This is a genomic window from Rhodopirellula maiorica SM1, assembly GCF_000346295.1.
GTDB lineage: Bacteria > Planctomycetota > Planctomycetia > Pirellulales > Pirellulaceae > Novipirellula > Novipirellula maiorica.
In genome coordinates this window covers 1-13,048 of the sequence record NZ_ANOG01000400.1, presented here as the reverse complement: position 1 = coordinate 13,048, position 13,048 = coordinate 1, and the positions used below count along the sequence as shown (strand labels likewise).

Here is a 13,048-nt window from a genome sequence, read left to right as displayed (position 1 = left end):
CACCAACCGCGGATGAGCTTCCGAAGGCAACGGTTGCGTTGGCGAGGACCATGACAAACTGTTTTGATACACACAGGCGTAGCCGTTATCGCATTGCCCCACGGTCGACAACAAGTCCATCGCAAGTTCGAGCGACGGCAATTGCGAGTCGCGGCCGATTTGGCGAGCAGCAATTTGGTCCACCGTCGTTCCGCTGCGATAGTCGCTGCTCTCGGTTCGTTTGGCACGTGCGGCACTGAGAAACGCCGAATTCGACGTCGCGTGCGAACCGGGGTATGCATTTTTCAAATCGGTGTTACTGATCACCGTGACTTGATTCTTCACCGATTCGAGCGGCTGCAAACTCGGCGGCAACATGTCCAACGTTTCACCCTGCGGCGTCCAGTGGACGGGGTTGTATCCCATCGGAATATAGACGTAACCGATCCGCTTCAAATTTTCGGGTGCGGCCACGGTCGCTGCCGAAGCGGTCATCGCGGGGATCATCGCATCCAACAGCGGCAGTGCGATTGCCGCGCCTGTGCCCCGCAGTATCGTCCGTCTCGAAATCGAAATACGTTTCATTGTTCGTTAGTTCCCCACTTGCGAAACGGGTCGCTGAGTACGATGCCGGTAATGAGAGAAGAAAGCGTGTAATGGTCCTTTGCGGCTGCATCGACGATCCGGCGAATCGCCGGTCCGTCGTCGGACTGGACCGCGCGACCTAATGCGTAAGTTATCAGTTTCTCGGTGACGGTGTGAGCAAAAATCTGGGGACGGGCCAGAACGCCAGCTTCCAACTGGTCCACCGATTCCAATTCGGTGCCATCCGGCAAATAGCCGCTCGAATCGATGTCCAGCGTGTCTTCGAACTCACGCCAACGTCCCACCGCATCAAAATTCTCAAGTGCAAAACCGACTGGATCCATTAAATCGTGGCACGCCGCACACGCCGGGTTTGCCCGGTGTGCCGCCAAGCGTTCACGCACGGACGTGAGCTGGATCGCCGAGTTTTCCTTCAAGTTGGGGACATTTGGCGGCGGCGGGGGTGCCGGCGTTCCAAAGATGTTTTCCAAGACCCAGTTGCCACGGATCGTCGGCGAGGTACGCGTTGCATACGAAGTCACCATCAAAATGCTGCCGTGACGCAAAATGCCACCACGATGACTCTCGGGACTAACGTCAACCGCACGAAACTCGCTGCCTGCCACGCCAGAGATTCCATAGTGCGTTGCCAATCGCTCGTTCAAAAACGTTTGTTGGGTTGAGATTAGATCCAACACGCTGCGATTTTTTCGCAGCACGTCGTTGAAAAGCAACTTGGTTTCCTGAGCGAACGCTTGACGCAAATTGTCATCAAAATCGGGAAACAAACGCAAGTCTGGTGTGATCGAATCAAGATTGCGAAGGTACAACCACTGAGCCGCAAAGTTGTCGACCAATGCCCGCGACCGCTCATCGGCGAGCATCCGCTGGACTTCGGACTCAAGCGTCTCGTTTTGTTGCAGCAGGCCTTGTTCGGCAAGCCCGAGCAGCCGATCATCAGGCAAACTACTCCACAGAAAATACGACAAACGCGACGCCAGCTCGTAATCATTCACCTCGGCAACGCCCTGGCCCATGGCGTCAGCACTTTGGCTCGCATCGGAAGCAGCTCGTTGCTCGATCCGGAACAAGAAATTGGGATTGACCAGAATCGCGGTAACCGCCAATTCGATTCCTGCTTCGAAACCCGCCTCGCTGTTGCCCCGATCAAAAAATTTCATCAGCACATCGGTATCTGTCTGACTGACCTCGCGGCGGTACGCTCGCCGAGCGAGTCGTTGCAACATCCGTTGGGCATCCGCTCGCGTTGCGGCGGCCGGATCGTAATCGCGTCCAAAAATCCGTTCACGGCTGGCGGTCTTGCCGGGTCCCTCCGAATCAAACGGCCCCACAATCGAAACCTGATAGATTGCTGGCGTTCGCCGCGGGTGGCGATGCCGATTAAAATTAGCGTCAAACGGTTGCCGTTTCTCTTCACTCAACGACGAGAACGTTTTGGGGAACGTCACTCCGATGTTTCGCGTCCCCGCCTCGATGCGAATTCGCGTGTTCAGATGCGAGTCGGCGTGAGTGTAATCGTTGCCTCGCCACCCCTTTTGGCCTTTTAATGGCTGTACAGTGAACTGGTGCACACGTTTACGATCGACCAACACATCAATGTGGTGTTTTCTATCGAGTCCTTCAATCTTCTCGTCTCGATCACGTGTCAATTTCAGCTCGATTGCGTAGTCGCCGGTTTGGTGAAAGTGTTGTTGGATCAACACGCCGCCTCGCGTTCCGAAGGGCAATCCAGCAACGTGAGTCTCCTGTGAAAGATCGGCTGGCTGCCGAATCGTCACGCCAACCGGTCCATTGCCAGAGCCCCCAACCGCCGCGCGACTGATGCTCTGAGCTGCCGACAGATACCGATCCAGATGTGTCGGCGACAGTTCCTCGACCGTGATATTGTCAAACCCGTGACTTGATTCGTCTTTAGGAAGATAGTCGGAGGCATCGATTTCGATCCCCAACAGATCACGAACCGAGTACTGGTACTCGAGTCGCGTCAGCCGCCGGATCGCTGCCACAGTGCCAACGCGTGGAAATTCTTTGGATCGCTGATCCAAAATTCGCCGCAGTGTGCTGGAGACTTGTTCGTATTCACGCTCGCTAGGGCGGTCGGCCATCGCAGGAGGCATTTGCCGTGTGTCGATCCGGCGCAGGATGTGTTCCCAACGATCGGTCCGCAAGTCTTCGCGTAAGAATTGGTCCGCGGAAAAATCAAATGCTTCCAAATCCAGACCGCCCTCGGCATCGCCTGTGGAATGACAATCAAGACAGTACGATTCGATAAACGCTTTGACCTCGCTGAGTCGTTCGTGTTGCAAATCGGCTGCGATCAACGGTGGTGCAATTGCCAGTGAGCAAATCCACACGAAAGCAATGATCGCAGTCGTTTTCCGTTTAGTCATGGCGAGCTTTTTTAACGCTGGGGAAGCAGTTTTGGACGCCCTATTCTATTCGACAAGCCTGCCGAAGGCGACAATTTCCAAGCGGATTCAAGCGAAGAAAGCCTTGTCGATGGGCCGCTAGGCAACCGATTCTCCACAGCTTAGCCATTTTGGCATCAGCGGGCTGTTGATCTCATGAAGTTCCCTATGGCAAGGGGTGCTGATGGACTACCGAGTCCGTCATGGGTGTATTCGACGGACTAGGAAGTCCGTCGTACAACAAAATCAACAGCCTGCTAGCGGCGGTTCCCATGCGTCGTGCTCAAACCCGTTTGTGGGTACCGTGCATGAACGTCACCCATTTTCCATCCTCTGTTTGCATCGCGCTATTCATTAGCCAGCAGTCGGTATCGACGATTTCGATCGTATCACGGTAGGGACACATTCCGCTGCCGTCAAACTTCGGTCCTTCGGTATCGAGTGGCAATCGATTGCCGTCCTTCTCAAGGATGCCATGGTACTGCCAGATGTTGGACATCATTGATCCCACGAACGTTCCGACGTAACGCTGCTGAGCCAAGTCAAAGCCGAGCGTCATGATCGACGACCACGCATCGCCCTCGTTCGATTCGCCGCTGCTTTCAGCAATCAACCACATGCCGCCCAGCGACCGACACTCGATCTTTCCCGTCGCTGTCGATGTGCTGCCATCGGGCATTTTGCACTCGTGCTGAAGACTCCAGTTGCCAATTAGCTGATCGAGCCATTGGTGCTCGGTTTGAGGTTTCGCAAACATGATGGTTCCTTTGGTTGGGACCGAGCATGGATTCAATCGATGATTGTCCCCATAACCGCTCGGAATCACGGGGACTTTGATTACACTGATTTATTGGTCGAACGGCGAAACCTCGATTCGACACATGAGTGTCCGTGCCCGCCGATTCTATCGCAGGTTTCCTCGTCAATGACGGAAATTTTGAGTACACACTTCACCGGAACTCCGTTTCATGAGTTGTCTCCTTATAACCCCAACCCGGTGAAGCATTTCCTAACAGAACCCATGCGTGAGTTTGGGGACGTTGGCTCGTCGATCGAAGATCTCACGCGACTTCGAATACGCTAAACAGGCACAAACACTATAGGACAAAATGCTTCACAGCGTTTTTATACCCCTCGAAACGTATCGGAATCCTTGTCTCCTTTGGAATGTTTCCGGCGGATCGATAGCGGGGTGAGACAGCAGCCTTATCTTGCACTGCTATAATGAAATCTATGTCTTCTCTTTCTGATCACTCATCTACAACCACTGCGGCTTCCCGCACCCAACGCGGTGCCGAGCGAGTCATCCTCGTTTCCAATGGTCTGGAATTTTTCCTGATTCCCAAATCGGAATTTTCCAGCTTAGAGGCGGAGGGATTCTATCGCCCCGCCGACCGGGGTATGACTGTTATTCAAAAGGATGACAAGCTGTACGAGTTACCGATCGACCAGGCAGCGAATTTGGTCGCCGGTGGCTGCCGCGATTTATTGGCACGAGAACGGAAAAAAAACGCGTCGTTGCCGCCTGTCCCGCTGCCCCCCTCGGTAAAGTCCTCTTCGGTAGAGCCAACTTCGCCTGAAGCGGACAAACCAAGTGATGCGGAGGCTGCAAGTTCGCCGGCCGACGCCGTCACCATCGTGGCGAAGTCCACCAACGGTTCGGACGCCGATCCATCGGAATCCGCGTCGACCGTGGATTTTGATCCATCCGCTGTGCTGGAGGGACTAAGCCAATCCGAACAATTAGCCGAACAAACGAGACTTGAGCAAGAAGAGCAAATCGCCGCCGAAGAAGGCTGGCGCAAGTACGCATTGATGCTGCAGTTTTGGTTGCAAGCTCGTAAAGCCAAACTGGTTCGACAACTCAGCGGCAGCGGTATCAGCATCGCAGTCCATGTTGCAATCCTGTTGCTATTGGCCAGCATGTTCCTGGTGACCGAACAGCCAGAGAACTTGGTGTTGATGGCATCGCCGTCAAACAACGATGCGATCGTCGAAGAGGTCATGGTCGATGTCCAGCCACTCGAGATCGTCGAGCCAACGGAAACTGCGGAGCCCGAACCTGCCCCGGCAGCAGACGCAGCGGAGGCTGCCGAGCCGATCGACTCACCCGACTTTCTCGCCAACGTCAGCGGGCTCGCGATCAAACCACCCGCAGCGCCAGCCAAGGCCGCCGCCGATGATGGCGCCGGCATGGCGAAGTCCATGGGAAAACCGACTGTCTTTGGAAGCAAGTTCAGTGCGATCAACTATGTCTTTGTCATCGACAATTCCAACAGCATGACCAAAGGCCGCTTCGAAACCGCGTTGATTCAGTTGATGTTGACGGTCAATCAACTGACACCGAAGCAACGCTTCTATGTCATTTTCTACAGTGACACCGCCTACGGCATGATGCACCCCAACACCGTGCAAACTCTGGTTCCTGCCACTCAGCGAAACAAAAACTCGCTGGGGCAATGGCTGCAAACCGTGCCGCTTTGTTTACAAACACGCGGCAAAAAGGCGATCCAGGCAGCAATTGATCTGGATCCTGACGTGATCTATATCCTTGGCGATGGAGCATTTACTGACGGCGCGGATGACTACTTTACCAAGAACCCGCACGAGCGAATTGTGATCCATACGCGTGGGATGGAAGTCGACAAGAGGAACGCCGCGTCCTTTCAAAAATTGGCCAAAGCTCATCGAGGCAACTACAAAGACGTTGGCGTGATGCCCGAAGGAGCGATGATGGCTCAGAAATATCCACGCCCGCGGAACAGCGTTCGTGGTCCGATCTGGGGCATTACATTGCCGTTAAAGAAAAAGTAAGGGTCACGGAACGATCATGAGTTGCAAAGCGGCGTGCCCCGTCTGTCTGAAACCCCATTCGCTCGATGACAATCAAGCCGCCTCGGTGATGCGCTGCGATTGTGGATCGATGTTGTTTATCTCGCCCAAGGGGCGACTCGTAGCGACGCTTCAGCAAGACACGCCACCTCAGCCAGCGGATGCCGCTGAAGAAACTCCACCTGAGCAACCGATCGATCCGTTCGCTGCTCTTGATCTTGCTGCAAAAGCCGCGTCTGCAAAAGCCTCGCCTGCAAAAAACAAATCGAGCAACAGCAAATCCGAAAAGGAAAATTCAACCAAAAACAAGTCGGCGGCGGACAAATCGGGAACGAAACCCAAAGCGAGCGATGATGCCAAGTCGCCAGTAAAACTCCCTGGTTAGCGATCATCGGCATCGGCGGTGTCGCTGCACTGTTGATCATTGCGGTGATCGCATTTCTAATTCGCGATCGTGGCCAATCCGAGCCCGAGAATCGAAGTGAAAAATCGGCGAGAACCGTCTCGACACAAGCGGATCGGACCATCCGCTTTCCACCAGGAACGTTTCCACAACAGCTTGCCAAAATGCAGCTGCCCGAAACCGACGAGCCAGCGGATTCATCGGCGCAACCAAACTCGACACCGCCAACCTCGACGCAACCAGCAAACCAACCAACGACGAATCCCAAAGCAGCCTCGTTGGATCAGCAGTCCCCCTTTGGTGGCCCAACGGTCAAACGCACGGTCACACTCCCCGCGGCAACAAAGCCACGTCCGCGGCTTCCGATTGTGTCGGTTTCCGGGCACCGAAAAAAACTCGACGATGCCTACGCCGACGCCTTTGAAAGCTACGAGGCATTCACGGCGCTCAGTAGCAACGACAAGAAAAACACCGCAGCGCAGAAAGAGGACTACCGCCGGACACTCGGAGAAACCATTGATTTGACCCAGCATGCGTATGCGTTGGCGATGCATCAGGGCGATCTGCAAAAGCGTAACGAACTGTGCTATTTGTTGGCCTACCTCTCTTTCACTGCCGGTCATGTGATCGAAGCAAGTCTGTATGGCGAATCGGTTGCCCGCTACGGCGATCCTCAGGAAAGCATGACTCGCGAAGCGGCACTGATTGCCTTGGGGGCCATTGATGAAGCAGCCGCGACCCAGTGGGCAGATGCCGAGATTCCGGGCGAACTGCATCAAATGAGATTGTTGGCCGAGCTGTTCGAGCAAAAATGGCCCGAGGATGCTCAGGTCGAGGCGATTTGGATGAATCTAGGGCAACGCTTTGACGCCCATAACCGACCGCTCGATGCAGCTGACGCGTACCTAAAAATCAAGAAACCGTCGAAACTGTATGACCGCGCGCAGATGGCCGCCGGCTTGGCGTACTGGAACCAATTTGTCGACGAAGCGAGCGAAGCGGACGCCGATCCCGATGCAATGGTAAAACGACTCGAATTAGCCCGCGACGTGATGATCCGCGGAATACGATCAGCCGAACAACAAAAGCTGCCGCTGACGCCTCCGATACTCGACGCAAAATACAAGGTCGCACTGATCGCAGCCCGGCTGGGCAATCCAGAGTCGACGGTCACTTGGCTCGAGAAAACCAAAACGCCACTGATCGATTCGATCACGACCGGCAAAGGCAACAAAAAGAAGATTACCGTTACGCCCGAGTTTGCTCAAAACGTCTTCCAACTGCTGTACCAAGCCAAGACTCGCTTGAATGATTTAGAGGGAGCCAAACAGGCGCTCGAGCAACTCGCCAAAGTGCTTGACTCTGACGCGACCGATCGATTGGATCGCATGTCGCTTGCCGTGATTCAGCGACAAATCAGCAGCATGCTCGACGGTCCCAAACTCTCGCCGGCGGACATCAAAAAGCTCGAGCAGACAATCGCGGCGATTGATTCGGACAGCGATGTGATGACCGCGTCGAACCAGTTATGGATCGCCGAATCATGGGCGAAATTAGCCCCGCGTGGCCAAACGCCCATGGTGGTGCGGCAATGTTACGAAAACGCAGCGATGATCTACGACCGCAGTCTGGCGCAAAAAGACTTTCCATCCTCCTCACGTACCGCTGCCCTGATACGACAAGCGGAACTGTTGCGATGGGCGGGCAAGATCTCCGATTCACTCGCGATCATGACGCAGATCCTGGCGGAAGCTCCGGGGGCAATCGAGCTGCAGATCCAAGCGGCAAAATCGCTTGAAACGATTGCGTTTCGGCAACCGTCCGAAGCCAACCTACGCGCCGCGATCTCGGGTCCCCCCCGTAACGATGGCGACAACGGCGTTTCGCCTATTTGGGGCTGGGCCAAGTTGACCAGCCAATTGCATCAAATTCGCTATTCCGACCGAGGCACGTCCAAACACGCCGAGCAGTTAATCGAGTCGCATCTCCATCTCGCACGCTGTCGTTGGTTACTGGCAGGGGTGACCGGCGACGACGCAGAGAGTGTTGAACTGGTCAGAAAGACAAACCAACAACTATCGCGTCTGCAATCGGATATCTCGGGCAATCGCGATGAATCGATCGCAGCTTGGTCCAAGGCGATCGAGCAATTGCAAGCTCTTCTGAATCCATCCACGTCCTAAGCAGATAGGAAGTAGTCTTTCCGTTTACGCGGATCGTTTGCGGGTGCGACTGGTACGAGATCGATAGTTTCCGCTCAGCATCTCTTCTTCGCTCGCTTCCCGCATCGCAGGCTGTGCGGGTTGGTTCGCGACTAGCAACCCTTTCTCTCGCAAGAATTGTTTGACGATTTTCAATAGCGAATCGCGGAACCGCGAAGGATCCTGGCCTTCTTCGATCCAAGCCCTGACTTCGATTCGCTGAGACGTTTTGCCGACGCAAACCAATGTCGCTTGTGGGGCTGGCGTCAGCAATACGTCGGGTTGATCGATCACCAACTCTTGCAGCGTTCGACAGATATCCGCAGGCCGTTCATCGCGATTGACCGCAACTTCGATCGGAATCACGTTCAATCGCCCCGCCCCCATCCAATTGACGACGTCCTCGCTGACAAAATTCTTGTTCGGAATGATCACCTCGCGGCCTTCGTCGTCCGACAACACCGTGGTGCGAAACTTCTGTGCCGCCACACGTCCGGTGACACGTCCAACGGTGATCAGATCACCCAGCCGTGCAGGTTTTTCGAATAGCACGATCAGTCCGCCAAACAGGTTTCGCACCATGTCCTGCAGCCCGAACCCTAAACCGATCGCGAGCCCCACGGCTAACCACTGGATCGTGTGCCATCTTAGGCCCGCCCACTGGCTGGCCAGCAAAGCACCGACACCAAACAACAAACCGCGTCCGAGCACCAACGTAAAATGCTCCATCCCTTCGTCGAACGACACTCGCTGCAGCACCAACGCGTCAAACAGTGCCGGCAACAGCTTGGCTAACTGAAACGCGACGAACAACGTGGCCGCGGCGAGCAACAAATGCATTGCCGTGATCGGTGTGGTCTGAACGACCGAGCTTGTCACCGTTTGCCCTGCGGCATCCAGCGACGAAACGTTGACGGTGTCCTGCACCGTCCAGACGACTGGATTGCCCATACGGACGTTGGGAAACACGTCAATCCAAAGCCAACCAAAACAAACGATCGCGCCAATCACAAGCGCACATTGGCAGAGAAAGGCCAGATGATGCTTCAGTTCCAAAAAATGTTCGCCCAACACTCCGGTCACCTGCGTCCCTGCGGTTTGACCGCTGGGAATGCGACCGTATTCGTCGTATTGCTGTGGTGACGCGGTACCGGTCAGCATCTGCCAAAGATGAGCCGACACGATCTTCACCCCCGACCATAATGTGGCTGCGATCATCAAACTAACTAACGTGATGATCGCTCGCTGAACAAACTCATTCGCCGTGTATCCATACCCCAGTGAGGAAAGAGCGATCATCGAAAGCGGAAATCCAATCCCTGCGATGTAAATCACAAATCGAACGCGATGAATCACACTGCCGCCAAATTTGGCGATGAAGGGTTCGAGAAACCCGCCAGTCGGTCGCAGCGAAAGATGAGCGGTCCAGGCCACCACCAGCATCGCCAAAATGAATCCGAATCGGGCAACCGAGTCTCGCCACATCCCGTGGTCCAACAAACCCGTTAGCGTCACGACGTAGGCGGCTAGAACCAAGCCAAACCCGATGATGATCAAGTACGCGGTGGCGCGTTCGCGGCCTGGCAATTCGATTCCGACATATTTGTCGATGTAACCATAGCTGCGAAGTAGTTGCCGCGGCACTTCGACCACCATCGCCACCAGGCTTGCGCCATAAACCCCGCTGGATGTTTGCAGCGTCAGTTCAGAGACAACTCCGCTGCCCAACCAGCGAGCGACCACATACAACAGCATGGGATACGCAACAGCGACTAGCGTGGTGAGCACCCCGGTTGCCAATTTGCGGGCATCCGGTGTCGAGTCTCGCATCCGTTTGCGGCTGCCGATGTCGATCAGCCAAGATTTCGTTCGCCACCTCGCAAGCGAAATCAGAACGATCCACAGCAGCAAACCGATGCCACCAACGGGATTGGCCTGCCATTTTTGCTTGATCGTATAGCCAAGCTCGCTGCTGCGGCGAAAATCGAACAACGCCGCCAACCCATCTCCCAAATTTCGTACATCATCAAGACTGATGGGATCGCCGCTGCGAATCCATGTGACATGGCGATCAATCAGTTTGCGGTACTGGTTCGTCAGAGTAACCGACTCGGTCGTCGTCGAATCGAGCTCGCCTAGTTTTCGTTGATAATCTTGGTAGCCTTGGCCGAGCACGTTCAGCCACTGCTGGCGTTGCTCTAGCAAACTCCTTAATTGGGACGCGACCACCACGCTTTGCACACTGGACGGATCAAAACCAGCTTCGGCTAGGATGGCGTCGGTCTGCGAGCTGACGTTGCTGCCATCATATTGGACCATTTCGAGTTCAAGCTGTTGCTGACGCGAACGACCAAGTTCCGCGGTAACAAACATCGTGACTGAATCGTTGACTTGCCATGCGTCGAGTTGCTTCTTTTTTATGTCTCAGCAACAATCCGACGGTCGGAGTCAAACCGTAGTGATCAAGCTTGGTACGAACATCCTGATAATCCCCCTTGGTCGTGCTGAGTTTGCTGGCCAACTTGCTGACGCGATCCGACAATGATCGGTACGCTTCGGCGAGCTGCGTCCACTGGTCGACAAAGTTCGCATTTTCCTCAGCAATCTTCGCAGCGACATCCGGCATCGTTTGAGCCATCCTGCGGAACTGGGCCGCAATGTCACCAGCCGCTTGAATTTGCGACGCCGCGTACATTGAAACGGGCTCGACCTCACGGCCTGGCGTGTTGCCCGGGACGACTGAGGAACGTGCCGTGTTGGAATACGGCGATCCGATGCTGGCCAAGCGAGTGACCGCGTTGCGCGGCGTCGTCCGATCCGAGGCGTAGGTAGATGATCTCCGCGATGCAGTATCAAACGCGTTTTGCGACACATCCGTCCGCCCGGCAGACATCGGAACGGACGATTGCGCAGACAACGGAGAAACCGTCGCGGACGCCGTCGACATGCGAGTCGAAGAAGCAGGGTTGCGACTCGTGTCGGATCCATCCCAGCGACCGGGCGAAGCGTACGCGTTGCCGGACGGGACGGGCGAATTCGGGGTGACGACAACCGAGGGTTCGGCAGCGGAGCCACCGCTGGGGTACGTCGTCACCGGATAGCGAGTGTCCGAATAGCTTGCCGCAGGGTAGGTCGACGTAGGATAGTGGGTGGTCGGATACGATGGTGCCGAAGGATAAGCATTCGGATAGATGATGTTTTGGGCAGCGGATCGGCTGCTCGATGATGCTATCAACACCATCGTCGCTGCAAGCAAATTGAAGAGGACCCATCGTGTGCCGAACACCATGATAGAGCTGTTTTGGAACGAGGAATTGGAACGACCGCTAGCAAATCAAACGCCCCGACCTTTTTGCAACCGAGACCGATCGCGACGAAATGGGATGCATGGTAGGCGGGGCGCACGCTGCGCATTCTTTGAAATACGCAAAATGCCCGATCCGGTACCACACCGATCGTGTTTCACGGGCCAGAAAGAGCTGGGTTTTCCAAGAAAACCGTTTCGATCAATGTCGACGATCGCTCCCGCGATCAATTTGAAAAGAAATCATTGACCGCTCTCATCTCCTGCGAGTGCGTAGCGACGCGGTAAGCGCGAAACCGGTTACCTAACCTTCAATAGCAACACCAAGATCCGCCGTCCCCCCCGAAAACCGTAGTCGAGTGATATAAGGCAAACAGCTTGACCCACCGAGTGATATAAGGTCAATTTGGGTTATATCACCCGACTGACCGGGGGTTAAAAAGATAGTTACGCCACTGAACTTTGAGACCGCACTGACGTGAAACGTTTGCTTGCTTCGCTTCTAGCTGTCTTGGGTGTCGGATGTACCGATCGCCCGCATGAATACACCGTGAAATCGCTCGCGGACTATCCGTCGCCAGATGTTCCTCCGTTAGATGTGCTACTTGACGACCTGGACAACGGCACGCTTGAAGAACGCCGCAACGCAGCTTACGGGCTTGGCAAACATGACGACACGAACATTGCCCCTCGTCTGATCTCTTTGCTTTTTGATTCTGATCTCTACGTACGCGTCTATGCTATTCAGTCGCTTCGTGACCTTAAAGATGCTCGTGCGACCTTGCCATTGTGTGAGCTGCTTGATGAACCACAGCCCGAGGAACTGATTCTTTCCAACGTGACCCGCGCGCTAGCCGCGATAGGTGATGCACGTGCAGTGCCGACTCTCATCAAGACGCTTGACTCAACGGACCCTTTCACCCGAACAAATGCTGCCTACGCGTTGGGCGAGATTGGAGATCCATCCGCGATCCCAGCCCTCCAACTGTTGGAACACGACGCCGTCGTTCCAATGCGATATCATGATGATGGTGGTGTGTCGGGGGCACCGGCCGTGAATGCTAACGCGATGAAGGCAATCGCGAAAATCCGTGGCGAAATACCCAAGATCGAATAGGGCGTAACCATGTGAATCGGGATAGGGGGCCGGATTGCTCCGGCGCCCCTCCCACATCACCTAGCATGCGGGTCCGCACTAGGCGATTCGCCGCGAGGATGCAAGCTGTTGCCAACGCTCTTCTAGACTCAATAAACCCTCACTCTTCAGGTGCTCGTTCGATAACGCACGCTGGACTCCCGACGTCTTGGAAAGACG

The 13,048-nt window shown here is 55.1% G+C and carries 9 protein-coding genes; 4 read left to right on the top strand and 5 right to left on the bottom strand.

Features of this window, described 5'->3' with window-relative positions:
• The 3 genes from RMSM_RS12970 to RMSM_RS12960 all read right to left on the bottom strand — a co-directional run.
• Nucleotides 1-564 (bottom strand): DUF1552 domain-containing protein (locus RMSM_RS12970; RefSeq protein WP_008696532.1); only part of this gene is annotated, 564 nt, incomplete at its 3' end.
• Nucleotides 561-2,975: a DUF1592 domain-containing protein gene (locus tag RMSM_RS12965; protein ID WP_081614140.1), complete on the bottom strand. Its 2,415-nt coding sequence runs from the start codon at nt 2,973-2,975 to the stop codon at nt 561-563. The genes RMSM_RS12970 and RMSM_RS12965, both read right to left, overlap by 4 nt.
• 301 nt (nt 2,976-3,276) lie before the next feature.
• Nucleotides 3,277-3,750 carry a DUF1579 domain-containing protein gene (locus RMSM_RS12960; RefSeq protein ID WP_040766222.1) on the bottom strand — a complete coding sequence of 158 codons (474 nt, stop codon included), beginning with the start codon at nt 3,748-3,750 and terminating at the stop codon, nt 3,277-3,279.
• A 476-nt stretch (nt 3,751-4,226) separates the two neighbouring features.
• On the opposite strand from RMSM_RS12960, the gene RMSM_RS12955 reads away from it, so the two are divergent.
• Genes RMSM_RS12955 through RMSM_RS12945 form a run of 3 tightly spaced genes read left to right on the top strand, consistent with a single transcriptional unit; the run spans nt 4,227 to nt 8,411 of the window.
• The gene (locus RMSM_RS12955; RefSeq protein WP_008696526.1) at nt 4,227-5,807 is read left to right on the top strand and encodes a VWA domain-containing protein; all 1,581 of its coding nucleotides are present in this window, start codon (nt 4,227-4,229) and stop codon (nt 5,805-5,807) included.
• A gap of 16 nt (nt 5,808-5,823) precedes the next feature.
• Entirely contained in the window at nt 5,824-6,210 is a 387-nt protein-coding gene (locus RMSM_RS12950) for a hypothetical protein (RefSeq protein ID WP_008696525.1), read from the top strand.
• 44 nt (nt 6,211-6,254) lie between these two features.
• Nucleotides 6,255-8,411 (top strand): hypothetical protein, encoded by a 2,157-nt coding sequence (locus tag RMSM_RS12945; protein ID WP_144057609.1) that lies wholly within the window; start codon nt 6,255-6,257, stop codon nt 8,409-8,411.
• Nucleotides 8,412-8,435: 24 nt separating this feature from the next.
• Here the strand turns inward: RMSM_RS12945 and RMSM_RS12940 are convergent, their stop codons facing one another.
• Nucleotides 8,436-10,802: a mechanosensitive ion channel domain-containing protein gene (locus RMSM_RS12940; RefSeq protein WP_315850144.1), complete on the bottom strand. Its 2,367-nt coding sequence runs from the start codon at nt 10,800-10,802 to the stop codon at nt 8,436-8,438.
• Entirely contained in the window at nt 10,756-11,664 is a 909-nt protein-coding gene (locus tag RMSM_RS43605) for a hypothetical protein (protein ID WP_315850143.1), read from the bottom strand. The genes RMSM_RS12940 and RMSM_RS43605 overlap by 47 nt, the downstream gene beginning before the upstream one ends.
• A gap of 619 nt (nt 11,665-12,283) precedes the next feature.
• On the opposite strand from RMSM_RS43605, the gene RMSM_RS36785 reads away from it, so the two are divergent.
• Nucleotides 12,284-12,850 carry a HEAT repeat domain-containing protein gene (locus RMSM_RS36785; RefSeq protein ID WP_160168285.1) on the top strand — a complete coding sequence of 189 codons (567 nt, stop codon included), beginning with the start codon at nt 12,284-12,286 and terminating at the stop codon, nt 12,848-12,850.
• The last annotated feature ends 198 nt before the right edge of the window (nt 12,851-13,048 follow it).